The 25,041-nt window shown below is 44.1% G+C and carries 23 protein-coding genes and 1 riboswitch; of the genes, 13 read left to right on the top strand and 10 right to left on the bottom strand.

The genetic code is table 11. From position 1 onward, the window contains the following. Positions 1–156 precede the first annotated feature (156 nt). The 10 genes from ACI3E1_RS00375 to xerS all read left to right on the top strand — a co-directional run bounded on the left by ACI3E1_RS00375 (position 157) and on the right by xerS (position 10,558). Entirely contained in the window at positions 157–825 is a 669-nt protein-coding gene (locus tag ACI3E1_RS00375) for a response regulator transcription factor (RefSeq protein ID WP_405023700.1), read from the top strand. Beyond that, positions 813–1,799, top strand: coding sequence for a sensor histidine kinase (locus tag ACI3E1_RS00370; protein WP_405023699.1), 987 nt, complete (start codon positions 813–815; stop codon positions 1,797–1,799). The genes ACI3E1_RS00375 and ACI3E1_RS00370 overlap by 13 nt, the downstream gene beginning before the upstream one ends. Positions 1,800–1,878: 79 nt before the next feature. Next, positions 1,879–2,646 (top strand): ABC transporter ATP-binding protein, encoded by a 768-nt coding sequence (locus tag ACI3E1_RS00365; protein WP_405023698.1) that lies wholly within the window; start codon positions 1,879–1,881, stop codon positions 2,644–2,646. Beyond that, on the top strand, positions 2,646–4,562 hold the full coding sequence (locus tag ACI3E1_RS00360; RefSeq protein ID WP_405023697.1) for a hypothetical protein: 1,917 nt from the start codon (positions 2,646–2,648) through the stop codon (positions 4,560–4,562). The genes ACI3E1_RS00365 and ACI3E1_RS00360 overlap by 1 nt, the downstream gene beginning before the upstream one ends. A 782-nt stretch (positions 4,563–5,344) precedes the next feature. Next, positions 5,345–6,553, top strand: coding sequence for a glycosyltransferase (locus ACI3E1_RS00355; protein ID WP_405023696.1), 1,209 nt, complete (start codon positions 5,345–5,347; stop codon positions 6,551–6,553). Next, positions 6,546–6,836, top strand: a complete 291-nt coding sequence (locus ACI3E1_RS00350; RefSeq protein ID WP_405023695.1) for a hypothetical protein — start codon at positions 6,546–6,548, stop codon at positions 6,834–6,836. Before ACI3E1_RS00355 ends, ACI3E1_RS00350 begins: the two co-directional genes overlap by 8 nt. Further along, a complete protein-coding gene (locus tag ACI3E1_RS00345) occupies positions 6,836–7,759 on the top strand; it encodes a polysaccharide deacetylase family protein (RefSeq protein ID WP_405023694.1) in 924 nt (307 codons plus the stop codon). Before ACI3E1_RS00350 ends, ACI3E1_RS00345 begins: the two co-directional genes overlap by 1 nt. A 247-nt stretch (positions 7,760–8,006) precedes the next feature. Continuing rightward, a complete protein-coding gene (locus tag ACI3E1_RS00340; protein WP_405023693.1) occupies positions 8,007–8,285 on the top strand; it encodes a hypothetical protein in 279 nt (92 codons plus the stop codon). Between the two features lie 253 nt (positions 8,286–8,538). Continuing rightward, the gene (locus ACI3E1_RS00335) at positions 8,539–9,204 is read left to right on the top strand and encodes a YitT family protein (protein ID WP_405023692.1); all 666 of its coding nucleotides are present in this window, start codon (positions 8,539–8,541) and stop codon (positions 9,202–9,204) included. A gap of 301 nt (positions 9,205–9,505) precedes the next feature. Then, positions 9,506–10,558 carry a tyrosine recombinase XerS gene (gene xerS / locus ACI3E1_RS00330; RefSeq protein ID WP_405023691.1) on the top strand — a complete coding sequence of 351 codons (1,053 nt, stop codon included), beginning with the start codon at positions 9,506–9,508 and terminating at the stop codon, positions 10,556–10,558. A gap of 57 nt (positions 10,559–10,615) precedes the next feature. On the opposite strand, the gene ACI3E1_RS00325 is transcribed toward xerS, so the two are convergent. The 7 genes from ACI3E1_RS00325 to lysA are packed head-to-tail and all read right to left on the bottom strand — an operon-like array spanning position 10,616 to position 17,782. Beyond that, positions 10,616–11,668 carry an aspartate-semialdehyde dehydrogenase gene (locus ACI3E1_RS00325; protein WP_405023690.1) on the bottom strand — a complete coding sequence of 351 codons (1,053 nt, stop codon included), beginning with the start codon at positions 11,666–11,668 and terminating at the stop codon, positions 10,616–10,618. A gap of 15 nt (positions 11,669–11,683) precedes the next feature. Continuing rightward, entirely contained in the window at positions 11,684–12,871 is a 1,188-nt protein-coding gene (locus tag ACI3E1_RS00320) for an aminotransferase class I/II-fold pyridoxal phosphate-dependent enzyme (RefSeq protein WP_405023689.1), read from the bottom strand. Between the two features lie 12 nt (positions 12,872–12,883). Continuing rightward, positions 12,884–13,657 (bottom strand): 4-hydroxy-tetrahydrodipicolinate reductase, encoded by a 774-nt coding sequence (gene dapB / locus ACI3E1_RS00315; RefSeq protein WP_405023688.1) that lies wholly within the window; start codon positions 13,655–13,657, stop codon positions 12,884–12,886. Continuing rightward, a complete protein-coding gene (dapA, locus tag ACI3E1_RS00310; protein ID WP_405023687.1) occupies positions 13,644–14,597 on the bottom strand; it encodes a 4-hydroxy-tetrahydrodipicolinate synthase in 954 nt (317 codons plus the stop codon). The genes dapB and dapA overlap by 14 nt, the downstream gene beginning before the upstream one ends. Position 14,598: 1 nt before the next feature. After that, entirely contained in the window at positions 14,599–15,753 is a 1,155-nt protein-coding gene (locus tag ACI3E1_RS00305; protein ID WP_405023686.1) for an N-acetyldiaminopimelate deacetylase, read from the bottom strand. Beyond that, positions 15,753–16,466, bottom strand: a complete 714-nt coding sequence (gene dapD / locus ACI3E1_RS00300; RefSeq protein ID WP_405023685.1) for a 2,3,4,5-tetrahydropyridine-2,6-dicarboxylate N-acetyltransferase — start codon at positions 16,464–16,466, stop codon at positions 15,753–15,755. Before dapD ends, ACI3E1_RS00305 begins: the two co-directional genes overlap by 1 nt. Before the next feature lie 2 nt (positions 16,467–16,468). Next, positions 16,469–17,782, bottom strand: a complete 1,314-nt coding sequence (lysA, locus tag ACI3E1_RS00295) for a diaminopimelate decarboxylase (RefSeq protein ID WP_405023684.1) — start codon at positions 17,780–17,782, stop codon at positions 16,469–16,471. Positions 17,783–17,888: 106 nt separating this feature from the next. Continuing rightward, positions 17,889–18,076, bottom strand: a riboswitch (Lysine riboswitch). 187 nt (positions 18,077–18,263) lie between these two features. Here lysA and ACI3E1_RS00290 point away from each other — a divergent pair. Together ACI3E1_RS00290 and dapF are read left to right on the top strand one after the other, a co-directional pair. Next, on the top strand, positions 18,264–19,631 hold the full coding sequence (locus ACI3E1_RS00290; RefSeq protein WP_405023683.1) for an aspartate kinase: 1,368 nt from the start codon (positions 18,264–18,266) through the stop codon (positions 19,629–19,631). Further along, positions 19,576–20,589, top strand: a complete 1,014-nt coding sequence (gene dapF / locus ACI3E1_RS00285) for a diaminopimelate epimerase (protein WP_405023682.1) — start codon at positions 19,576–19,578, stop codon at positions 20,587–20,589. Before ACI3E1_RS00290 ends, dapF begins: the two co-directional genes overlap by 56 nt. Before the next feature lie 247 nt (positions 20,590–20,836). On the opposite strand, the gene ACI3E1_RS00280 is transcribed toward dapF, so the two are convergent. After that, positions 20,837–22,024, bottom strand: coding sequence for an OFA family MFS transporter (locus tag ACI3E1_RS00280; protein ID WP_405024041.1), 1,188 nt, complete (start codon positions 22,022–22,024; stop codon positions 20,837–20,839). Positions 22,025–22,438: 414 nt separating this feature from the next. On the opposite strand from ACI3E1_RS00280, the gene pnuC reads away from it, so the two are divergent. Next, positions 22,439–23,188 (top strand): nicotinamide riboside transporter PnuC, encoded by a 750-nt coding sequence (gene pnuC, locus ACI3E1_RS00275; RefSeq protein WP_405023681.1) that lies wholly within the window; start codon positions 22,439–22,441, stop codon positions 23,186–23,188. 454 nt (positions 23,189–23,642) lie between these two features. Here the strand turns inward: pnuC and ACI3E1_RS00270 are convergent, their stop codons facing one another. Both ACI3E1_RS00270 and ACI3E1_RS00265 read right to left on the bottom strand, forming a co-directional pair. Beyond that, complete coding sequence (locus ACI3E1_RS00270) at positions 23,643–24,029, bottom strand: arsenate reductase ArsC (protein ID WP_405023680.1); 387 nt, start codon at positions 24,027–24,029, stop codon at positions 23,643–23,645. 8 nt (positions 24,030–24,037) lie between these two features. Further along, entirely contained in the window at positions 24,038–25,036 is a 999-nt protein-coding gene (locus ACI3E1_RS00265; RefSeq protein ID WP_405023679.1) for a permease, read from the bottom strand. Between the last annotated feature and the right edge of the window lie 5 nt (positions 25,037–25,041).

Raw genomic sequence — 25,041 nt, 5'->3', positions numbered from 1 at the left:
ACCAGGGCATTTTAAATGTTGCCCTGGTTGTTGTGATTCATTGGCAAGAAAGTGGTTGCTATTACTGATGAATTGCGGTGCAATAACTGGTATACTCGGGTAAAGTATCACTAAAGAAGACAGGTTGCTGCAGTGTTGAACTAGAAAAGGAATTAGATGATGGCGCGAATTTTTGTTGTTGAGGATGATTTAGCAATTACAACCCCGTTAATTGCTGCCTTGAAAAAGTGGCAGCATACGGTGGCAACGGTTCAGTCGTGGGCAAACGTGACCGCCGAGGCCGTTGCGTTTAAACCGGCATTAATTACAATGGATATTACGCTCCCAACGTATGATGGTTTTTACTGGACTGCCCAACTTCACCAGGCATTACCAACCGTTCCCATTATTTTTATTACGGCAGCAACAACCGCAGAAGCGGGCAGCAGGGCAATTGCTGCTGGCGCAAGTGATTTCATCGAAAAGCCACTAACTATCGACTACCTTCTTGCCAAAATTAACCTCCTTCTTCAGAATACAGCAACTAATAAAGTCATTCGGGGCACCTATTCCTTTAACCCGGTTACTAACCAACTTACGTGTGGTGGCACTACGATTCGGGTAACGCCCACGGAAGGAATCATTCTGCGACTACTGCTCACGGCAGCACCGGAACCCGTAATGCGTTCAACGCTGGTAAGTGCGCTGTGGAGCGCTGATGTTTTTATTAACGACGATGCATTAACAACAAATGTTAGTCGCCTTCGGAAAAAGGTTGCAGTTCTCCGCAACACACACACGCCGATTGAAACTGTCCGGGGGAGGGGTTACCGGTGGAACGAATAACAAAAGTTATGCGATGGGTCATTGCCGCGCTGTTTCCAATTATTATTGGGTACGGAGTGGTGCTGGGTATTCTTATAGTTCTCACAGAATTGGTTCCTGGGACCCACCAAATTGTCCTCCTATTTTTTCAGTTTTCCTGGCCAATGGTTGTTGTGTGGGGGGCCGGCAGGCTAATTCGTTTTTTTCAAGTTCGTTCCCGGTTACGCCAGCATGATTATGCTTTTACGGCTTCTTTCCGTGATCAACTTTATCTTCACGAATTAAAACGGTTAGGGCGGGAGAAGCGGAACCTTGAGTTAGAAATTAGTAAGTTAACGGATCAGCGTCACGAATACCTTGAATTGTGGGCCCACGAACTTAAAACCCCGCTCACAGCGCTTAAGTTAGAAGCCCTTCAGTGTCCACCACGGCAGCGTCAAAGGTTAACAACCCAACTAACGGCGGTTAATCATCAGGTTGAAATGTTGCTCGCGGCGGAACGGTTGCGTCTTATTCATAATGACCTTGGATTTACGGTGGTCAACCTCCGCAGATCAATCGCCGGAACGATCCGGCGGTTAGAGCCGGTTTTTACCGGGAAGAACATTGCAGTCACGTTAGACGTTTCTCCGACAATCACGGTACTCACGGACCCCACCTGGTGGACGTTTGTAGTACGCCAGTTATTGCTTAACGCTGTTCAGTATAGCTTACCAGGAAGGACCATTATGATTAGTGTTCATGATCAAACGGTTTTGATTAGTGATCAGGGGTACGGGATCCCCGTAACTGATCAACCGCAGATTTTTAAGGAGGGCTTTACTGGACACAATGGGCGCATCCATAATCCTAATGCAACTGGAATGGGGCTGTACCTCGTTCGTCAGGTATGCACCGTTTTGGGGATTAAGGTGACGGTCTCATCAGTTATTGATCAGGGAACGACCTTTCACCTTACGTTTACACCGAACAAACTGAAAAATAACAAATTGTAAGGCTGCTGGCAGTTTTGTAAGAAAACGGGCTAGTGGCTCTTTATATACTGGGTTTATCAAGAATAAGGAGGACTTTAAAGTGGTTTTTTTAAAGCTAACCCACGTTAAGAAAACGTTTGGGCGGGGGACGAACCAGGTCCCCGCCCTGCGTGATATTAATCTGACCGTTGAACGGGGATCATTTGTTGCTATTATGGGGGAATCCGGTGCGGGAAAATCAACCCTCCTTAATATCATTGCCACCCTTACCCCAGCAACCGCGGGGACGGTGATGCTTGCTGGGCATGATATTACGTCTCTTAGCGAAGCGGCTTGCGCAAGGTTTCGCCGGCAGCACATTGGTTTTATTTTTCAGCACTTTAACCTGTTACCAGAGTTAAATAATAGGGACAACATTCTTTTACCCGCGATTCTTGCGGGTAAGAAGGGAGGGTACTATGAGAAGCAGGTTAATGAATTAGCGGAATCACTGGGAATCGCTGCTCTCCTGGCGCGGTATCCGGGCGAAATTTCGGGTGGCCAGCAACAACGGGTGGCGGTCGCACGGGCGCTGATTACCCACCCTGACCTTATCCTGGCAGACGAACCAACGGGTGCCCTTGATTCGCAAACAACCCAGACCCTATTGACAACGCTGCAGGAAGTTCACGCTCACCAACAGACTATCGTAATGGTTACCCATAGTGCTGAGGCCGCCAGTTATGCCCAGCGGACCCTCTTTATCAAGGATGGGGTGGTGTTTAATGACATTTACCGCGGAGACCAACCGCGAACGGCGTACGCCGCAACGTTAATTCAAACCCAACTGGCCCTTAGTACTGCGCCGCAGGAAGGAGGAATGGGCTGATGATCGCTCTTAAACTTGCATTTCGGGGAATGCACGCCAACCGGCGAATTTACGGTCCCAATTTGATTGCCATGGCGCTGCTTGTAGCGGTTAACTACATCATCCTTGCGGTAACCGCTAACCAAAGTATTCACCACCTTCTTTTCGGCAAGCAGCTCGTTGTTCTACTTCACTTGACGTTTGAACTATCGATAATTATCACGATTGCTTTTTTAGTGTACGTTAGTTCCATGACAGCGCGGAGTGAGGCCCACGAGTTCCGCGTATACACGCTTCTCGGAATGGCTCCGCTTAACAAGCGACTTATCATCGTAATTCGGCAAGCATGCGTTACGGTGGGGGGCTTAGGATTAGGACTTTTACTGGGAATTAACTTTGAGCGTTTCGTTTTTATGACGCTAGCCCGCATTCTTGGTATTTCACACTTTCATGCGCCGCTCTTGGTTGGCCCGCTAGAAACGTGTGGGGAGATATTTATTATTATTTCCGGCGGGTTAATTTTGTTCCGCCTGTTCTATCATTCAGCCGGCAAGTCAAAGGGACAGCCGATTAACCGGCTTCCGTGGTTGGGGGGAATTGCCGGAATTCTTACGACCGTGACGGGCTACTACTTGTCAATGACTAGCAAACCGGGGCTGGACGCCATTCCCACCTCTATGCTGATCATCGTTCTGGTAACTGTGGGCATGTACGGGTGCTTTATTGCGGGAAGCATTCTCGTATTAAACTTGTTGCAGCATAACCGGCAGCTATACTATCACCGGCGACGGTTTATTATTATTTCCGGTCTCCGGCAACGCATGCGGCAAAACGGAGCAAGCCTTGCGGGCATCTGTGTCATGGTAACCAGTGTTCTGCTTTCTATGATTGCGGTTGTTAGTTTAATGGTGGGGGAGCGTAGCTTAATGCGGTTGTGGAATCCTGAGGATGTTATTACGGCAACGGCTAAACCGTTTTCTCCAGCACAGCGGCAAATAATTAATCAGACCGCGCACCGGCACCATTTAGCGGTTACTGATTACCAACAAAGTATCATGACCGCGCCTATTATGGGAAATTTAACGAAGAGCGGGCAGTTTACTCCAACAAAGCCACGATACCAGCTTGCCTTTGTCCCGGTTAATGAGTATAACCGGGTTACCCGCACTCATTACCACCTTCGGGATAACCAAGCGCTTATTTACTGCCCGGATAATCAGTTGCAATTTATCACCCTTACCATTAATCAGCGTCATTTTACGGTAGTGCACCAGCTGAAGAAGTATCCGTTATTTTATGACTACCAGCACGCGGTTTACCAACCAGTGTTTGTAATTTTAAGTAGCCGCAAACAGTGCGTCCAAACGAGTCGCACCCCGTGGTTGTTCACGACATTCTTTAATACGGTTGGGAAAAAGCATGCCAAGATACGGTTTGCGGATGACCTGCAAGCGCGGTTGCACCTTACAAACGAGGAATACACCGCGAAGTACCAGCAGGGTCCCTTTTTAGCAACCTTGTTTGGGGGCGCATTCTTTATAGGAATCATCGTCAGCGTCGTTTTTATTATTGTGACGGTCATGCTAATTTATTACAAGCAATTAGCTGAAGGCCTCCAGGACCGGGCCCGGTTCCAAACGCTTTTTCAACTGGGACTGAGCGCGGGAGAAGCACGGCAGATTGTACGTACTCAGGTGCTAACAGTTTTCCTCTTGCCACTTGCTGGTGCACTCCTGAACACGTGTTTTGCTTTTCCGGCAATACGGAGCATGTTAAAGTTGTTTTCCATTTATAACGGAAGAATGATTCTCCTTGTTAGTTTGACAACTGCCGGGTTAATTGGGATAGGGTATGCGCTAATTTACCTGTTAACGGCACGTAATTATTATGCGATTATTCATGATTACCGGACTAATAACGACATTAGCGATTGGTGAAGTACTTCATAACTCACGTAATGATCAGTGTTTTTATAAAAAGCATGATTATTTATTAAACCGCTAACAACGCACATCTTGTATTTGTTTCAATGAAACAAATAGTTATTATCCTTGAATTTGAATAAAGGGATGCCATACAAAGCGGGGAACAGACGTTGCATGCCAATAACTAGCTACGGGTTAGCGTGCAATAACTTCACTGGTTCGTGTGTAGCGAGCAGTTTTTTAAACTTTATCTGCTGATGGATGATGATCTCCATGCTGGTTAAGTTTAAGAGTGCTCGTGGAAAAAATAATCTGGATGTTTAACGTATTTCTGGAAAAGGATGTAAGTTCTTTTGTAAGTTAAAATAGTGGATTTTTCATTTTTTAATGGCTTAAGTTATAAAACAAAACGGGGAGAGAAATGGTATGGGGCACAGATGGATGCCAGGTTTTAATGGGTAAACTTAAAGCCTTTCATATAGTGTAACCGTTGGGAGACTGTGATAGGAATCGCAGTCTCTTTGTTATTGCTACATAATTTATGCGTCAAAACGGTCCAATATAAAGAGCGCGGTTTAAATGCTATAAATCAAGTTTTTGCTTTGTTTTTATAATAAATTTAAACTTAATAATAACTTTAAACTTATTTTCCAAATTCCAAAGTTTCGTCATAAATTCATGGTTAAATAAAAAAGAATCCTTATGAACGTGGGGTGATTCTTACGGGTTTTAAACAAAACTTAGGAAGATATCAGAAAACATCCTTATTATCGATGAGCTTGGGAGTTTAGGGAATGTTAGGTAAATTTGAACTTTACTATCCAATTGTCATGTCTTTAGTGTGGATAATTGGGTCCGTCTTCTTTAACCTAAGTGAGCGTCATTTCTTTAAAAAGCCGGATGGTGTTGAAGATGATGGCCCCTCTGTGGACGTGGTCATGTCGTGCTTTAACGAAGAGGCGGTTTTGGAAAAATCTGTTCGCTCTCTGGAACAGATTTCATACCAAAATTTTCATGTGGTTCTTGTTGATGATAAGAGTACCGATGGAACGCTGGACATTATGCGGCGGCTTGCGATGAATTATACCAATATCGTCGTGATGGCCCAGCCGGTTAACCGGGGCAAAGCCGCTGCACTAAACCGGGCGTTAAAGGAAAGTACAGCAGAGTATATTCTGTGCATTGATGCTGACACAACCTTTGAAAAACGATCACTCAGCCTCTTAGTTGCCGCCATTAAGGCAGATAATCGGATTGCCGCCGTTACGGGCCGCCCAGTAGTTAAGAACGTTCAGACGCTCGTGGGAAAGTTACAGTACCTGGAATACGTGATGAACATTGACATGATTAAGCGAGCACAGTCCTTTTTTCTGGGACATATTCTGACGGTTTCTGGAGTATTAACCCTTTTTCGGCGCACCGCCCTAAACGCGGTTGGGGGGTGGAGTACCGGGGCAATGACTGAGGATATCGATGTTACGTGGCGACTGTACGATATGGGATATTACTGTACGTATCAACCCCGCGCGTTATGTAAGATTTACGTTCCGGAAACCATTCGGGGGTTTGTCAGACAGCGGATTAGGTGGGGGCGTGGTGGATTAGAAGTTCTTCGGAAACATATCGGATTCTTTCCGTTGTTAACAACCGGCCAGAAGTTATTAGCAACCGACATGTGTTGCAGTTACTTGTGGGTCTTTGCCGTTTCTTTTGCGATTACTCGCGTATTCTTCAAGTATGTGTTTTTGCACAACCTGGCAATTAACCTAGGAGTGTTGATTGCGTACTATGCGGTAACAGTGCTATTTTACTGGGCTTCTAAGAAATTTAATTTTAAAAACGCCTATGTCTCTTATAAGCATTACTGGTTGTATTTACCGTTTTTCTTCTATACGTATTGGCTTAATAATATTGTTGTTGTTTTTGCTGCGTTTTATCACCTCTTTGATTCAGTGAAATTCGCAGCATGGGGTGCATCAGATCGGGGGAAGATTGATGATTAAAAAGTTTGTTAACTGGTTTAAAAAGGCATTCAGCTTAGGTTATATGTTAGTTGGTAATGTTATTCAAGTGTTTATCTTTGCCATTTTAGCTCTTTTCCTTATGCGGCATTTTAGTGATTGGATGGTTGACATGTATGTCTTGACTAACTGTAACCAAACAGTCTTTCATGCAATGAGCATTGTTCTTTTCATTGCGATGAGCGTTGTTTGCACCTGCGCTCTTCTTCGGTTCGCATGGTTCCGGGTTTTGTATCCGCTTGAGCGGAAGCGGCGGGAGAACTAATGCTTAAGGCCATTTCTTGCCTAATTAAACGTTATTGGCATACTTTTTTTATTACGATTTGTTTTACCTTGGTTGCTGTAATTGGCTATCAGGAATACCAAGCGTTTGTGGAACAACGAACCATTCAGCGCGAAGTTAGTACGGGACATCTTACTAACCAGGAAATTCACTCAAACGGAATCTTAGTCCTGTGTTATCACCGGGTTGCGCGACGGTCGATTTTTCGGACAATTACACTAACGTTATCGAATAACGATCAGATTCATGATTATTCCGTTACGCAACAGCAGTTGACCCAGCAGCTTCTTTTTCTTAAAAAGCATGGAGTACGGATCATTTCAATGGACAAAGCAATTAAGCTTGCCAAGCAATCTAAGCCATTGCGTCACAAATATGTTACCCTGACGTTTGACGATGTTGATGCAACGCTTCCGGAAAATGCTACACCGGTGCTCAACCGCCTTGGCCATTTATCATATCTTGCTTTTATCGTAACGGGAAATACGGGGCGGTATGATAACGGAACACGGTTAGCAACGTGGCCGCAACTCAAAGAAATGCGGGATGACTCTAACGTCACGTTCGGGGTGCACACCTACAACATGCACCGGTTACAGCAAAACAAACCACTTTTGATGTACGCTAAAAATTATCGCTGGTTTACGCGAGATTTTTGGCAATCTGAACAGGCCCTCAAAGAGCATATTGGGTATAAATCCCGGTATTTTGCATATCCATACGGGGAGGGGACCAATAAGGAACAACAATACTTTGCCCGGCATGGCATAATTACTTTTTCCTTAAATAATGCCATTATTGAACCCGGCCAGGATTTGTCACAACCTTTACCCCGAACAATGATTGACGGGGATGCTTGGCAAAAAATTGTCCGACCATGGGTTTTAGGGAAGGTTCCCCATTAATTTAAAAACCTTAATATTCGTATAAGAGCGTAACTCCAGATCAACCATGGGGTTGCGCTTTTTTTGATAAATCTTTTCTCCCCAGAATTAAAGAATTTATTGGATCTTCCTCAAGGGAATTCAAAGTTGTTGGTTAATAATTAACAGATCATTCAGAATATACCAGCAATCTTTTACTAAATTAGGAGCATAATATTCACTGTAAATGAGGGATAGAATAAGGCCTAGATTTAGAAAGAGGATTACCGTGAAACATTATTACTTAATTCCGGTGAATAACAAGTACGCAACAAACCAACCGACGGTTTACGCAACTGATTACCAAACAAGTACTCACCAAACCCGGATCGTATCTGCAACGGTGCCGAACCTCCATGATGCGTTTCGGGCGGTTGATGCGAACAATACTTACCGTAACCACATCGTTCATATTATTAGTGCCCGAACCAAGTGGGGAATTAATCGGCAAAAGCAGCAGTTATTTCGGATGCGGGAGTGTCCTGAAATGCAGGTTGTTCATGCATAATGGTTAAACTGAATAATTTTAACAACTGGCAATGCTGGTTGTTTTTTTTTTTTTTTTCACAGTGGTCAAGGCCTCACGTTCTCGTGATAATTATGCTTATTTTGCGAAGGAATCAGAATAACTCCTTGATCTATAATCAGTAATTTTAAAACAGATCCTTAACGGTCTGTTTTTTATATTGTTCAGTTACTAGTAAAAATGAGTATATAATAGAGGGCGGTTTATTAATTATTATCATGGAGGAGAAAGGAAAATGCGCATGTTCCAGCAGCACCTCAATGGACGCTTAATTATCTTTTTTATTCTCGGACTTATCCTTAACGCGAGTGGCAACGCCCTTACCGTTGCATTAAATCTGGGGAGTCCGGTGTGGACTGCTGCGTGCGTTAACGTAGCGCACGCCCTGCATATTTCACTTGGTTTCATTATGATATATTGGGGTGTGGCGTTGGTAATCACAACCATCTTAATTACCCGAAAAATACAGGGTTGGCGGACATTTAAGAACGTGATTTTCATGGTTTTATTTGCTGCGCTCGTTAACTGGTTAAGCAAGTGGTTTGAGCATACTTCTTTGATGACGCTTCCGATAATTATGCGGGTTTTTCTTGATTTTAGTGGAATTGTTCTGATTGCCGCCGGCGTTTCGTTATACCAGCGGGTTAACTGGATGTTACATCCGTGTGATGACTTGATGCAGATTGTGCGGTTTAAATTCTTTGAAGGCAATGCTAACCGCGCAATGTTAGCCGTTTACTTACCAGCAGTTATTATCACGTTGCTTTGTGTTTGGCTGACGCATCGTTTGTGGGCAGTTAATATTGGAACCATCTTTGCGTTAATTTTTCAAGGCTGGCTAATTGGCGTTGCAGATCGCCGGTTATTCCGTCAGCTAAAGCACCGTGGTTTTGATGATTAGTGGTCGTGATTATCATCTTCTCATTATAATAACCGAACGCAACTGCTCAGCGCGTCTCTCAGCACACATTAAATTGGACTAACTATCGAAAAAATATGCGACCGATGGGAAACGCATGGCTAGTTATTGGACTTAATTATTTTTGGATAAAAAAGATCGTAATAACCAGTATGTTATGTAAAAACCCCCTGGTTCAGCTTGACGATTTCTGTCATTAAAACTATAATTTTAATAACAAGTTATTCGGAGCAGACGCATCTCCCCCGTAACCAAGATTTCATTTTAAGGAGGATTTTTATCCATGGATCATGATCGGTACTTACCGTTAATCAAAAAGGAATTGCAGCACTTACCGGATTATATCCGTGATTTTTACTTGCAGACGAATCATTCGGTCACAACAATTTACCAGTACCTGACTGAATTTCGACGGTTCTTTAATTGGCTGCGGGAAGCTGGCATTACGGCTGCAACTGAAAATACGACTGTATCAGTTGATACGCTAGCTAAACTTCGGCGAACGGACATTATGCTATACATTGATTATTTGAAACATTCACCGAACAAGCAAGGCCGTTCCAATTCACCAACGTCCATTAACCGGTCGATTAACGCACTCCGCTCACTCTTTAAGTTTTTAACGGTGACTGCCGATACGGTTGACGGTAAGCCGTATTTTACCCAAAACGTCATGCTCAAGGTTGATTCATTGAACGCGACTGAAACCTTGAACTACCGGGCGCATAATTTGGAAACCCACATGTACACTGGCGAACGAAAATATGAGTTTATTGAATACATGCAAAATCAGTACGAAAAGGACTGTGATCCGCGTGCTAAGGCAGCGTTTAAGAAGAATAAGGAACGGGATATCTGTATTGCTGCTCTAATTCTTGGTACCGGGGTTCGGGTGTCGGAAGCAGCAAATATTAACGTGGCGGACTTACACCTGACGGATGGCATGCTAGATGTTATCCGGAAAGGTGGAATGCGGGACGCCGTGCCGATTGCCCCGTGGGTTATGCCGTATATCCAAGATTACGTGGCAATTCGGCAGGAGCGCTATAACCCGCCGAAGGAGCAGCGCGCCTTTTTCCTAACGCAGTACCACGGAACAGTCCGCCGAATTACGTACAATTCAATTGAAAAATTAATCAAGAAGTATTCCACCGCGTTTGGTCACCCGCTCACTCCTCATAAACTACGCCACACCCTTGCCTCAGAGCTCTATGGAATCACTAAGGATCAGGTGCTGGTGTCCCAGCAACTTGGACAAAAAGGGACTTCCGCAACGGACCTGTACACCCACGTTAACCAGGAAGCCCAGAAGGATGCACTAAAACAATTAAAATAGTCAATTAAACCACCCGCACCAGTCATAAAAATGATGTTTGGGTGGTTTCTTAATTGTTTAAAGTAAATGATCAGCAACCAAACATTCGGCAATCTGAACCGTATTCCAGGCTGCCCCCTTCAACAGGTTATCCGCGACAATCCACATGTTAAAACAACCAGGATTTTCGTTATCGGACCGAATCCGGCCAACATACGTTTCCCGGTGGCCTTCCGCGGTTAGTGGTTGTGGATAGACCTGATTATCTGGATCATCTAGCACAACAACTCCCGGCGCTGTGCTTAACACCTGCCGCAAATCAGCGGCTGTTGCTGTCGGATCCCCCGTATCAATATAAACTGATTCTCCGTGTCCGATTGCAACCGGAACCCGAACACAGGTAGCGGAGACCTTAATAGCTGGATCATTCATTTCCCCGCACATAATCTTTTTGGTTTCATGAATCATTTTCCACTCCTCGTGTGAGTAACCATCGTCTTCAAATACGTCAATTTGCGGCAAAAGATTAAACGCTAATGGATAGTGCTGGGGTTCTCCCTTAGTTGGAAAAATGGTTGTGGTCATTGGTTGTTCTTCAAGGTGTTGGCGCGTTTCGGTATATAACTCGTTTAACGCCTGCTGCCCTGCCCCTGATGCTGCCTGATAGGTAGATACAATAACCTGTTGTAAACCAAATGCCTGTTGTAATGGAGCTAAGGCAACTACCATCTGAATGGTTGAGCAGTTTGGATTGGCGATGATCCCGTGGTGTTGTTTTAAGGATGCCCTGTTTACCTCTGGAACAACCAGGGGAACGGTGGGATCCATTCGAAAGGCACTTGTATTATCTACGCACACGGCTCCATGATTAACTGCCGCCGGTAATAGGGCCTTAGAGACCGCTCCCCCGGCCGACGCTAAAACAAGATCAACCCCCGTAAAGCTATCCGGAGTGGCTTCTTCGACAGTAACCGGAGTGTCATACACCCGTAATTTTTTCCCAGCGGATCGCGCCGACGCTAATAACTTAACGTGGTTAACCGGGATTGTCGATTGTTCTAATTGTTCAATAATGCGGTTTCCAACCGCTCCGGTTGCCCCTAAAATCGCAACGTTATAACTTTGTGGCATGTTAAAACCCCTTTTCTAATTTAAACGCTTATCTTGTTTCATAAAATTTTCCAACCGCTGCATTGCTTTTTTTATCTGGGAAAGTTTAGTGGCGTACGATAGCCGAACATACCCAGCGCCGCCGGGGCCAAAAATTTGTCCCGGGATGCACCCAACGCCTGCCTGATTTGCTAGTTTCAGGGCAAATTCACGATCATTAGTTCCGTATTGTTCAGGAATACGCATAAATAAGTAAAACGCTCCTTGTGGCTGAACATATGAAACGTTCATTGCTGTTAATGTTGCTGTTAGGTACTGCTGACGTTTGTAGTACCGGAAACGTGCAGAATTAGCAGGGCGAACATCCCGGTACGCTTGAACCGCTGCATATTGCGCAGGGTTGGACGGAGCGGTGACAAGGTATGAATGTAACTTTGCAATTTTTTGGATTAACGCCTCTGGTCCAACAACCGATCCAATACGGTAGCCAGTCATTGCATGCGACTTTGAAAGACCAGTTACAACGACGGTTCGTTCCGGGATAAACCGCGCTAATGAAACATGTGGTTGGTTGTACGTTAGTTGCCCGTATATTTCATCAGTGATCACAATTAAATGGTGAGCTTTAATAATCCGGGCAAGTTCCCGTAACTCCCCTTCCGAATACGTTGTTCCGGTCGGATTGTGGGGATAATTGAGGATAATTGCCCGTGCATTTGGCCAGCGTTCCAATTCACTAGTTAAGCGTGCCGCTGTTAATTTAAACCGGTCAGGAGCGGTGTTAAGCGTAACGGGCTGGGCCCCAACGAATGTCAGCAGTGGAATGTATAGTGGATATGCCGGGGTGGGAACGATTACCTGATCACCGGGGTTGAATAATCCCATAATTGCGGTGGCTAAGCCTTCGGTTGATCCGACAGTCGTAATAATTTCAGTGGCGGGATCATAACTAATCCGTTGCGTTTTAGCCATAAACCTAGCGATCGCTTTTCGCAACGGAAGAATCCCTGCAGCAGCAGAGTAATGGGATTGATTTCGCCAGATACTCACGGTTGCTGCTATCTTAACGCTTAGAGGGGTTTTTAAATCCGGCTCCCCTACCGTCAACCTAATCAGGTGCGGAATTGAGGAAATTTGATTATTAAATTCCCGAATTCCTGCGGGTTGAAGCGCCGCTAACACCCGATTGGTTTGGGATTGAACGTCGTTACCTAATAAAACCATTTCCTTCCCTCCTTATAGCAGATTTTCTAACCCAACAACCATGTGATCAAGTGCGGTAACTTTCTGAAGTGCAATGCGCACTCCTGCCATAAAGGATTCCCGATCAAAGGAATCCTGACGAATTGTCAACGCTTCTCCCGGCGCCCCAAAGAGCACCTGCTCGTGAGCAACATAGCCTGGGAGCCGGACTGCATGGACTGGTACACCATTACATAGAGTCCCACGTGCTGCTAAATTTTCTGATTGCGTATTTGTCTTTTGGTTACGGGCAGCAGCAATTGCTTGCGCCGTCGCAAGCGCTGTTCCGGACGGTGCATCCTGTTTATCGGCATGGTGCATTTCTACAATTTCCGCGTCAGGAAAATACTGCGCCGCAATTGCCGCAAACTTCATTAATAAGACGGCGGATAACCCAAAGTTGGGGGCAATAATTCCCCCCCGGTGTAATTGAGCGGCTTGTGTAATAAGCTGATGTTGTGCTGCCTCGGACATTCCGGTTGTTCCTACTACCGGGAACATTCCATGAGCAAGTGCGAATGCAACGTTTTCAGTCGCTGCCTCTGGAACGGAAAAATCAACCCAAATCGTAGCGTTTTGATGAATTTCGTCGAGCGCAGTAAAGACGGGGACATTTTCTGCTAAAGCATAATCTGTAGGATTTTGGCTGGGAGCGGTTGGTGAATACACGGCACCAACTTCAAAACCAGGCATTTGGTTAATAAGGTTCAGCACCTTTTTCCCCATTGCACCGGTGAATCCGGCAACAAGTACTTTAGTTGTTTTCATTATGAGTTCCTCCTAAATTTAGTGGTAAGGGATGAGCAAATGCGTCAGCTGCTAGCCCCAATGCTTCTGCCAACTGTTCTTGTTCCGGGGTTGTTAGTGGGACTAACGGCAACCGGACGTTTGGTGTTGTACTTCCCTGCGCTGCCAGTACCGTTTTAACCGGTGTGGGTGACGGAAACATGAACAGTGCTTCCATTCGCGGGGTTAGCCAGCGCTGAATGCGTCCGGCTTGGGAAACGTTCCCGGCTGTTAGTTCGGCGTACATGGTGCGCATTTGTTTGCCGTAAATATGAGCAGCAACCGAAATAATTCCGGTTGCGCCAATCACCCGGGCAGAAAGCGCCTGCGCATCTTCACCACTGTATACCAAAAAATTGGTGGGGGTCTGTTCCACAATCTGTTCAAGCTTTTCTAATGAAGAACACTGCTTAATCCCAATAATCCCCGTAACATTGGCTAACTGAGTAACCGTTGTGGGTTCCATTTCAACCCCGGTTCGTCCGGGAATGTTGTAGATCATTATTGGGAGTGAACTAGCTTGTGCAACGGCTGTGAAGTGGGCGATCATCCCTGCCTGGCTCGGTTTGTTATAGTAAGGAACAACGACTAACGCAGCGTCAATTCCCGGAATGGCTGCAACTTCTTGGGTAAACGTAACGGTCTGGGCCGTATTATTACTCCCCGTACCTGCAATTACGACGCCCCTGCCCGCAACCATCTGCGCAAACCGCTGATACAATGTAATTTTTTCATCATGGGTGAGCGTTGGCCCCTCCCCCGTTGTTCCTCCAATGACAAATCCCCGGGTTCCCGTTGCGAGCAGTCGGTTAGTTAGTCTTTCCAGTGCAGGATAATCAATTTTTCCGGCTGCAGTAAATGGTGTAATAATTGCGGTAATAATATCTGCTTCGCTAAACCGTGTTCTTAACTGTGAATTCATTTTAATTTTCCTCCATTCTTGTAATTAAAAAGTTAACCATTGCATTCATTCCCGCGCTTAATGCGGCTTCATCAGGGGCAAACTCGGCGGAGTGAAGTGATGCATCTGTTCCAACTCCCAGCCAAAACATTGTGCCCGGAAACTTACTGAGTAGGAAGCCAAAATCTTCTCCCGTCATTGCAGGGGAAGTTGGAATAAACGTGATTGCAGGATTACTCTTCATATATTTAATAAACCGGGCTGTTAACTGCTTATCGTTAACGACGGGAAGATAGCCCCCCTGATGCATTGTTAGGTCCGCCGTACAATTAAAGCTGGTTGCAATTCCATCACTAATGGCTTGTAACCGTTGCTTAATCTGAAGAATCGTTTCCTGTGTTAATCCCCGAATTGTTCCTGTAATGCGGGCCGTTCCGGCAATCACGTTGCGGATTGTCCCGGCAGTCGCGTTCCCAATCGTTACCACCCCACTTTTGAGTGGATCGATGTTCCGTGCGACAATCGTTTGGGCCTGCATGATGAATGCCGCCATTGCAACAACCATGTCATTAGCCCGGTGAGGAAAGGCTGCGTGTCCTTGTTTACCGTGGAGCGTCAGGTCAAATTCAGTTGTACCCGCAAAGAGCGTCCCCTGCCGGCACCCAATTGCCCCTGCCGGCAGTTCGGGGTTAACATGAAGCCCGTAAAATTCAGTCGGACACCACTTTCCTGTAAATACCTTATGGTCAAATGCGCGCTTCCCGCCGTAGTCCTGTTCTTCGGCTGGTTGAAAAAAGAATAACAGGTCGTCTTTCGGCTGGTGTTCACTGAAATAATTCAAAATTCCCAGTGCCACCGTCATGTGAAAATCATGCCCGCATGCGTGCATCTTCTCGGAAAACTTTGATGCATACGGCAAGCCGGTTTTCTCCGTAACGGGGAGCGCATCAATGTCTGCTCGGTAACCGATAATTCGCTGTGATGCACTCCCTTGAACACGGACTAGTAAGGCGGTTGGAAGCTCAGGAATCGTTCGAATTGTCAGGTATCGTTGGTTAAACGATTTAACAATTTGGAGGAGTAATTCGTGCGTCCTTGCTTCGTGGAGGGCAAGTTCTGGAATTTGGTGCAACTGACGCCGAATTTGGACTAAATCATTATCCGTAAACTGTGTCATCAATCTAGCCCCCTTAATTCATCCTCAAGTGCTGTTTTGTTTGCCGTTCGGTTATCTTTCTTTTTAATAATCCGAGCTGGGACCCCAGCAACGACGGTGTTGGGATCCACATCATGTGTCACCACTGCGCCCGCGGCAATGACTGCCCCGTGGCCAACCCGGACGCCTTCTAGTACAACTGCATTGGCGCCAACCATAACGTTGTCCTCAATAACAACTGGTTGCGCGCTTGCTGGTTCAATTACTCCGGCTAAAACGCTCCCCGCGCCAATATGACAATGCCGGCCGACTTGCGCTCGGCCCCCTAGGACTACGCCCATATCGATCATCGATTCTTCCCCGATTACAGCGCCGATGTTAATGATGGCTCCCATCATAATGACTGCCCGGTTTCCAATTTTAACCTGGTCCCGGATAATTGCTCCGGGTTCAATCCGAGCATCCGTGTCAATGTAGTCTAGCAGCGGAACGGCGCTATTTCGAGCAAGTACTTCGACGTGGGTTGTTTCAATTACTGTGGCATGCGCCGTAATAAAGGGCTTAATCTTTCCCCAATCACCAATCAAAATTGCCATGGTTGGTGTATGAAAACTGGTGATTTCTGCTGGGAACGTAACAGTCGTAAATTTTCCTTGAAGGTAAACCCGAACGGGCGTTGTTTTAGGGGCGTTTCCAATGTAGTCAATTATTTCTTGGGTATTCATTTGCTTCATTTTTAATTACTCCCTTCATACGGCAAATCATTAATTACTAGTTGTGAATAGCTTTCACGTCGAATTACGAGTTGCGAATGTCCGCGCTGTGCAAAAACGACTGCCGGCCGGCAATTTCGGTTGTAATTAGATGCCATCGAATAACCATATGCGCCGGTTACCGGTATCGCCACAATGTCTCCTGCGGATAACGGTGCAATTCGTAAATCATCCACTAAAACATCTCCCGATTCGCAGTACTTTCCAACTAACCGAATCCGGTTAATTGCGGGGGCGGTTGGACATGCAGCATTTAATGCAGTGTAGTGGGCATCGTATAGGGCTGGTCGAATGTTATCGCCCATCCCTCCGTCGACGGCGACGTACGGTAATCTCCCGGGGAGGTGTTTTTCACTCCCTACGGTATATAGCGTAGTTCCGGCGGGACCAACGATGGCCCGCCCGGGTTCGACCCACAAGGCTGGCAGTGGCAAATGGGCTTGCTTAAAAGATTGTTTGACAGTGGTGGTAATTGTTTGAAGAATCGTCTTCACGGGAACCGGGTGCTCATCATTTGTATACTGAATGCCAAATCCCCCGCCAATATCAAGTACGGCGGGGATTACCGCAAAGTTACGGGCCCACTGTGCAATAAGGGTGCATAATCGGTTAATTTCCGTAATGAAGCCATCCGGTACAAAGATTTGTGAACCGATGTGAGCATGAACCCCAATGAAGTTCATGCGGGGACAAGCTAAAATCCACTGCAATGCGGTAGTTGCCTGCCCTGAAGCGAGATCGAACCCAAACTTACTGTCAGTTTGGCCGGTCGTAATGTATCGATGAGTGTGTGCCTGTACCCCAGGAGTCACCCGAAGCATCACGTTGACCGTAGCGTTCTGGTTAGTCAAAACTTGCTTTAGTAAGTTAATTTCGTGGAAATTATCAATAACAATTGTCCCGACATGCTTGGTAATTGCAAATTCTAGCTCTGCTTTTGTTTTATTATTTCCGTGAAAACAAATTCGCTCCGGTGGGAAGTGAGCTTGAAGCGCAGTATAGAGTTCTCCCCCTGATACCACATCAACATGACACCCTAAACGGGCCATTAACTGGTAGATTGCGATACACGAGAATGCCTTACTTGCGTAACAAACGGCAGATGTGAGCCCCGAAGCGGCAAGTGTTTGTGTGAATTGAGAAACAGCCGCCTCAAGCTGGTCAACGTCGTATACGATTAGTGGCGTTCCGTATTTACGGGCAAGTGTCAGGGCATCACATCCCCCGAGCATTAAGTGACCAGTTGGCGTTGTTGCGAATTGGTGTGAAAATGACATTTTAATTCCCCCATACGTTTTGAGTACAGGGCGCTAAAAAAATCCCCCGTGTGCGCGCCACACAGGGGAATCTACGTAATCATTAATTAAAATTAGTGTAGAAATCCGGTGTCGATAGCGCCCCGCAAGCCTTTATTTTCTTGCGACAGTCTGAAGTCTCTTAAACTTCAACCCAGCAAACCAGAAATAAAATTCCCTTTCCAGCGCTTCGGCGACCGCTCCTTTCACTTGGGATCATCGTTCGGGAATAAACTAACCCAAGGTACTGATATTGGCCGCGCCTCTTCGACTTGCTTTTAATCTACACTGCTATTTACTAAATGTCAATCGCTAATTGAATTTTAATTTTCATTATTTTTTTCTTCCTTAGATGGCACCACTATTTGTTATTTTTGTTTTACTTTAGGTGTTGACAGCACCAAATGCGTTATTAAAATAATACGTAATCTTTCACAGAATTCTTATTTGGAGGGGAAATTACATGAAAGTCGTTAAGTTTGGGGGAAGTTCGCTCGCAGATGGGCCACACGTTAAGCAGGCAATCGCAATTATTAGGGAAGACCCGAAACGCCGAATAATGGTGGTATCTGCTCCCGGGAAACGTTCAGCCGATGATGTTAAGGTGACGGATTTGTTAATTGCGTACGCAACCGCCGTTCTTCACCGTGATGATTACGCTGCAATTCGGGAAGAAATTATTCACCGGTACTTCGAAATTGCTGCGTACTTTAATTTACCGCAAAGTGACTTACAGTTTATTCCACAAACGATTGTTTCCCTAGCGGAAACTTCCTTCCCGAACGCAGACTATTTAATGGCCGCGTTTAAGGCTACTGGGGAACGGCTAACCGCCTTTCTGATCGCCGCCCTCCTCAATCATCAGAAGATTCCTGCTCGTTTCATTGATCCCAAAGAAGCCGGAATTGTTGTAAGTGATCAACATGGCCCCAATAATGCAACGGTTCTCCCCGAAACCTATGATCACCTGGTGCGGCTCCAAGCTTTCCAGGAAGTTTTGGTGGTTCCGGGATTTTACGGTTATACTTCTACCGGAGAGATTGCCACATTTTCTCGCGGGGGGTCAGACATTACTGGCGCTATTATTGCGCGGGGAATGGCAGCCGAATGCTACGAAAACTTTACGGACGTAGATGCGATTTACGCGGCTAATCCAGCAATTATTCTCAACCCGCGCCCCATCAAAGAAATGACGTATCGGGAAATGCGCGAACTGGCATACGCTGGTTTTTCCGTGTTTCACGATGAAGCCCTTATTCCAGCAATTGCGGGGAAAATCCCAGTCATCGTAAAGAATACTAACGCCCCCTATCACCCAGGGACCCGTATTATTCCCGCCAATGATTTCACCCCCCAAACAACGATCACGGGGGTTGCTTGTGCGCGGGATTTTAGTGCCCTATATCTGCACAAGTACCTGTTAAATAAGGAAGTTGGCGTAACTCTTAAAATTTTAAAAATCCTATCAGCGCATGGTATTTCGTATGAACACATGCCGTCTGGAATTGACGATTTAACCATTATCATGCGTTCCGCTCAGTTAACACCTGTTCGCCGGCGGCAAATCGCCCTTGATATTCAAGCGGCAATCCAACCAGATAGCCTTGAGTGGATTGATGATTACGCAATTATCATGGTTGTTGGGGAAGGGATGCACGATCGGATTGGAACAACTAACGGGGTGACTGCGGCCCTTGCGCAAGCAAACGTTGCTATCCACATGATTAACCAGGGAGCATCGCGGATTTCTATCATGGTGGGCGTTCGGGCAAACGATGCTAACCGCGGGATTGCTGCAATTTATAATTATTTTGAAAAAGAAGGTGCTTAAAGTGAAAATCTTTCGTGTACATGGTTCAGAGAACCGGTTTGCTCTTGTTCCGCCACCGCTGTCTACTCAGTTACCCGTGATAGAGAGCCGATTTCCGGATTTTTTACGTCAAAGGATTCCCGTACTTCGGGATATTGACGGTGTATTATTAGTTCAACCATCAACGCAATCAGACTGTCAGGGACGCATGGTCATCATTAACAGTGATGGAACCCATGCCAAAATGTGTGGTAATGGATTGCGAACGGTTGCAAGGTATTTGGCCCACAAAGCGCCTACGTTGTCATTTAAGGTTGCAACTGACGAGGCGGCGCTTGCCGTCCAGGTTCATCAGGACCTTGCTCCTGGGGTGCCAGCAATTGGTGTTGAAATTTCACCCGTTTTGTTTCAACCAGCGGCGTTACCTATGACTAATTTAGGAAATGATCCAGTGGTGAATGCCGTTATTCCTGCCTTTGATCCCCACTTACGCTTTACGGCAGTTGCAGTGCCTAATCCGCACTTAATTAGCTTTGTTCCATCGGTTCAAGCGGCACAAGCAACCCTGAAGCGATTAGGAACAACCCTGAATGCTCCTAACCGTTACTTCCCAGATGGCGTGAATATTAGTTTTGCTGAAATCCGAGGTAAACGCACGTTATTTGTACAAACCTACGAACGAGGAGTTGGCTTTACGAACGCCTGTGGTACGGGAATGGCAGCAGTCAGTCTTAGCTACGTTACTGCTTACCATCCGGAGTTAGTTGAACAACCACTCACTGTCTTAAATCCCGGGGGAATGGTTCGAACAATCGTTCATCGTAAAAAGGATGGGCGAAAGTGGATTGAGCTAATTGGGAACGCCACGATCACCCATGAAATTGAGGTAACGGCTGCGTTTGCGCCCCTGTCAGTTTCACAAACTAATGAAGAACAGGCTTATCAACAATGGATTCGCGACCAACTGCTACCTAAGTAAACCCTACTTTTAAACCAAGTAAAAACATAGAAAAACACCCGAGGTTTGTGGTAAACCACTCCGCGGGTGTTTTTTATTATTCCTGGCACCATACCACTATAAGTAGAATAGCCTGTGGATTGTCCTGCTTTACTTGACGAATCAGCTATTTATTTTAGTTAATTTTCGTCTAGCAAAAATTTGTATTTTTTAACGCATAAAACACGGAAACCGTAACTTTTAATCCCTATTTTTTTTGCATTATTCATTAATTATGTTCTGCTTGTGACCGAATTTCCTGAACGAAATCCCGGCGAATAAAGTATGAAATTGCAAAAGCGATTAGATCAATGATGATGAAGGCAACAATGGTAACCACGTAAGTATGCAATAACTGGTGAGTAACCGATAGAAGGATTGGTCCAACAATTCCGGCTGCAGCCCAAGCAGTTAATACGTACCCGTGAATTGCGCCGAGTTGCTTAGTACCAAAAACATCACCCAAGTAAGCAGGAATAACAGAGAACCCTGCGCCATAGCAAGATAACAATAAACATAATGCAATAGTAAAAATTAATGGGAGCTTAAGCGCCAACATAATGATTAACATAATAATGTCGACAACAAAAATGAGTGAAAACGTATTTGGACGTCCAATGTAGTCGGATAATGCTGCCCAAACTAAGCGGCCAAAACCATTGAATAATCCAATGATGCCGACCATAATGGCGGCTTTCCCAACGCTCATACCCGTCATTGCTTGAGCCATTGGTGACGCTGCCGAAACCAACCCAATGCCACAAGTAATGTTTATAAAGAACATAAACCATAATAACCAGAATGAACGCGTCTTAAGTGCTTCGTTTGCAGTAAACTGCTTTCCATCAAGATACGTAGATTTAACGACTGTTCGCTGATTATCAATGCATGGAATTTCGTTCGGCTGGGGCCGTTTAATAAACTGAGCAGCAATAATCATCACGATGAAGTAAACAATTGCTAAAACATAAAAGGTATTAACTAATCCAACGCTCTTCATTAAAAATTGAGCAACCGGACTAGTCAACAATGCAGCAAATCCAAAGCCCATAATTGCTAGCCCTGTCGCTAATCCCCGCCGATCAGGGAACCACTTAATAATTGTTGATACGGGCGTAACATACCCTGCTCCTAAGCCGATACCACCGATTACTCCGTAACCTAAGTAAAGCAATAATAACGAGTGGGTGTGAATTGCAAGACCAGTTAATGCAATTCCTGCGCCAAAAAAGAAACTTGCAAAAGTTCCTGTTTTTGTCGGCCCAAATTTTTCGACGGCATGTCCCATAAAAGCGGCGGACATACCAAGACAAAAGATTGCCAAACTAAAGGCAAACGATACTGCTGATTCAGTCCAATGAGTAGCAGCGATGATTGGTTTAGAAAAAACACTCCAAGCATAAACCGAACCAATCATTAAATGTAAGGCAACGCCAGCTAAAGCAACAATATTCCTCTTTCTCACAATAAACACCTTTCTATTGTTATGATGGATACGTATTCTAAAATACGCATTAAATATAAAGCACCGTTATAGTACCACGTTCATTCTATATAATCAACACTATATAGTTCGTGTTTACGCTAATTTCTATTTCGCAAAAAAGCATAACGTTTTAATAATCAGTTAATGACGAACTATATAATAAATTATTTCAATTGGTTTTGATTCCAAACAACGTTTTTATTAATGTGCAAGATAATGTTTTCTAAATTTAAATAAATTTGAATACGTTCTATGTGAATTAATTATCTTGAACAGTCAAATAAATTATTTTACAATGGAAAAGATGTATCGATTGGTATATAGCTAGTGGCATAGGGGGAGATTATGACAGATTTGTTAACAGGACTTAGAAAAACATTCTCATTAAAAAGTAATTTATGCGATATTATGTCGCTTAAACCTATAACGAAAATTCTAATGGCGATTATGTTAATTGCCGAGGGTAGTGTTTTTATTTGCGGCAAAAATTATAGTTTTATGGGATGGATTGGTCTTTTTACTGGTATTGCCACTGTGATGAACTTGATTTTAGTTGATCAAGGACGTTTAACAAATTACAGTTGGGGTATTTTAAGTTGTGCAGTATGGTTAATTGTGGCTTTTAACAATCATCTTATTGGTGATATTTGTTCACAAACCTTTTATCTTGTTATGCAATTTTTAGGAATTTCTATTTGGCACAGAAATATGAAGCATCAAACTGATTCTACCGAAATTAAGCCTAAAAAAATGAGTTGGCAAAAAGAAATATTAGTTATTGTCGGGATTATAAGTATGTATTTTGTTGTATTAGCTACCAGTAAAGCCCTTCACGGCACACAAATTTACTTAGATGCAACATTACTGCCACTTGGTATTGCAGGTCAATTTTTAATGACATACGGCTATAAATTTCAGTGGGTTATTTGGATTATTGATGACATTGTTAATTGTACCATATGGTTTATTCAGCTGGCACGAGGTGGAGCTGGCGCGATCACGATGTTTATGTTACAGGTTATTATGTTATTCAATGCTTTTTATGGTATGTATTACTGGTTTAAGAAAGCCAAAGTAACTGAAACACTTAGTTAAAAATAATTGTATATTATTTATTGATATATTGCTTATGTGTCAATGGTATTGAATTTTGACTTAGGTTAGTTTAATTATACGTATTAGTTTTAGCATATATACTCTAGTAGCAGCGACAAACGAAGTTCTTCAATCAATTTTATTGCAGCAAAGCATTACAACAACCCGGTATCGCACGACGTTAACATCTGTATTTAATTCTCTTGAATCATTATTTTCCATTTTAATTATTGGAATCAATGGATTATTAGTTAACCGTTTTGGGATTGGCATAACCTGGTTAATTCTCGCAGTAGTTGGTTTAATAATCCTTGGCTTTAGTAAGGGTTATTTAAAACGAACATTGACTAGATAATCCTATGAAGGATGTTTATTGTTAATAAAAATAAAAACAGAAAGGCACAGGACTCGTGCTTTTCTGTTTTTAATATCCTAATTATTAGGACATTGTTATTTAAATGATTGCTGCTAAACAGCGAACCTTTATTCTTATTTTTTTTATAACATTTATGAAATACTGATCATCCTTCCCTACTGGATCTTCAATATTCCACTCAATTTTTTGGGTACATGGAACGTAGGGACAGTTTACGCCACACCCCATAGTAACTAGTACATCAATTTTATGCGGTAGTTGTGATAGTGACTTGGGATATTGTTCCGGTTCCATATTAATTTGATAAACGTCTTTCATTATTCTAACAGCAGCAGCATTAATTCTTTTTGCTGGGTTTGTTCCGGCAGAATAACATGCACAATGCGGTAAATATTTTTTCGCAAATGCCTCTGCAATTTGACTACGACAGGCATTTTGAACACATACAAAAACAACATTTTTCATATATTATTCTACCCCAGTAAAAAATTAAAGCCAAAACCAATTAAAATAATCCCCAACGTCCCAATTGCAATAAACGTTGCTAGCAGCTTATTTTTGAGTACTTTTTTTAACATAATCAGTTCGGGTAAAGATAGCATTGTGACTGCCATCATGAACGCAATGAGTGTTCCGATTGGAACTCCCTTGGCGAATAATGCAGTAGCAATTGGAATTACACCAAATACATCGGCATACATCGGTGTCCCAATTAGAACTGCTAAAATTACGGAAAACGGATTATGGTTCCCCAAAACTAATTGGATAAGGTGCGTAGGAATCCAATCATGAATTATCGCACCAATTCCAACTCCAATTAAAATGTACGGCCAAACCCGGCCGACAATATCCTTTACTTGGTGCCAACCAGCTGCAACACGGGCTTGCCATGATAATTGCCGTTGTACGGCCGCTTCTGCATTACTTCCATTAATGTTGTGAATATAATCAGCAATTTGGTTTTCCATGTGAAGGTGCTTAATAATTTCACCACCAATTACTGAAAAGACTAGGCCAACAACTATATAACTAAGCGCAACCTTCATTCCCATAAACGATGCAAGCAATACTAACGACGCAATATCAATCATTGGCGAAGCAAATAAAAAGGAAAAGGTAACTCCTAATGGTAGGCCACTTGATGTGAACCCAATAAAAATTGGAATACTAGAGCAACTACAAAACGGTGTTATTCCGCCTAAACATGCGCCTACTAAATTGCCACCAATTCCATCGATTCGACTTAAAATACGTTTTGTTTTTTCTGGAGGAAAATATGATTGGACAATCCCCATAATAAAAACCAAAACTGACATTAGAATAAAGATCTTAACCGTATCGAATAAGAAGAAATGAAGCGAACTAGCAATTCGATTAAATCGTGAAAAATGAAAACACTGGTACAACAACCAATTAAAAAAACGACTTAACCATAACATGCGGAACACATTGTTAGTAATCCAACTAAACATTAGTC

The sequence above is a fragment of the Ligilactobacillus sp. LYQ139 genome, from assembly GCF_045033025.1.
Taxonomy (GTDB): Bacteria; Bacillota; Bacilli; order Lactobacillales; family Lactobacillaceae; genus Ligilactobacillus.
The sequence above is the reverse complement of the archived record's forward strand: the minus strand, read 5'-3'. Positions and strand labels throughout refer to the sequence as shown.

Excerpts from the sequence above, each read along its gene's own strand:
- ACI3E1_RS00290 (WP_405023683.1), top strand. The coding sequence starts at position 18,264 with ATGAAAGTCGTTAAGTTTGGGGGAAGTTCGCTCGCAGATGGGCCACAC.
- dapD (WP_405023685.1), bottom strand. The coding sequence starts at position 16,466 with ATGAAGCAAATGAATACCCAAGAAATAATTGACTACATTGGAAACGCC.
- ACI3E1_RS00280 (WP_405024041.1), bottom strand. The coding sequence starts at position 22,024 with ATGATTGGTTCGGTTTATGCTTGGAGTGTTTTTTCTAAACCAATCATC.
- dapB (WP_405023688.1), bottom strand. The coding sequence starts at position 13,657 with ATGAAAACAACTAAAGTACTTGTTGCCGGATTCACCGGTGCAATGGGG.
- ACI3E1_RS00270 (WP_405023680.1), bottom strand. The coding sequence starts at position 24,029 with ATGAAAAATGTTGTTTTTGTATGTGTTCAAAATGCCTGTCGTAGTCAA.
- ACI3E1_RS00320 (WP_405023689.1), bottom strand. The coding sequence starts at position 12,871 with ATGGTTTTATTAGGTAACGACGTTCAATCCCAAACCAATCGGGTGTTA.
- lysA (WP_405023684.1), bottom strand. The coding sequence starts at position 17,782 with ATGTCATTTTCACACCAATTCGCAACAACGCCAACTGGTCACTTAATG.
- ACI3E1_RS00350 (WP_405023695.1), top strand. The coding sequence starts at position 6,546 with ATGATTAAAAAGTTTGTTAACTGGTTTAAAAAGGCATTCAGCTTAGGT.
- ACI3E1_RS00375 (WP_405023700.1), top strand. The coding sequence starts at position 157 with ATGATGGCGCGAATTTTTGTTGTTGAGGATGATTTAGCAATTACAACC.
- ACI3E1_RS00305 (WP_405023686.1), bottom strand. The coding sequence starts at position 15,753 with ATGACACAGTTTACGGATAATGATTTAGTCCAAATTCGGCGTCAGTTG.
- ACI3E1_RS00360 (WP_405023697.1), top strand. The coding sequence starts at position 2,646 with ATGATCGCTCTTAAACTTGCATTTCGGGGAATGCACGCCAACCGGCGA.
- dapF (WP_405023682.1), top strand. The coding sequence starts at position 19,576 with ATGCTAACCGCGGGATTGCTGCAATTTATAATTATTTTGAAAAAGAAG.
- pnuC (WP_405023681.1), top strand. The coding sequence starts at position 22,439 with ATGACAGATTTGTTAACAGGACTTAGAAAAACATTCTCATTAAAAAGT.
- ACI3E1_RS00335 (WP_405023692.1), top strand. The coding sequence starts at position 8,539 with ATGCGCATGTTCCAGCAGCACCTCAATGGACGCTTAATTATCTTTTTT.
- ACI3E1_RS00265 (WP_405023679.1), bottom strand. The coding sequence starts at position 25,036 with ATGTTTAGTTGGATTACTAACAATGTGTTCCGCATGTTATGGTTAAGT.
- ACI3E1_RS00355 (WP_405023696.1), top strand. The coding sequence starts at position 5,345 with ATGTTAGGTAAATTTGAACTTTACTATCCAATTGTCATGTCTTTAGTG.
- dapA (WP_405023687.1), bottom strand. The coding sequence starts at position 14,597 with ATGAATTCACAGTTAAGAACACGGTTTAGCGAAGCAGATATTATTACC.
- ACI3E1_RS00345 (WP_405023694.1), top strand. The coding sequence starts at position 6,836 with ATGCTTAAGGCCATTTCTTGCCTAATTAAACGTTATTGGCATACTTTT.
- ACI3E1_RS00325 (WP_405023690.1), bottom strand. The coding sequence starts at position 11,668 with ATGCCACAAAGTTATAACGTTGCGATTTTAGGGGCAACCGGAGCGGTT.
- xerS (WP_405023691.1), top strand. The coding sequence starts at position 9,506 with ATGGATCATGATCGGTACTTACCGTTAATCAAAAAGGAATTGCAGCAC.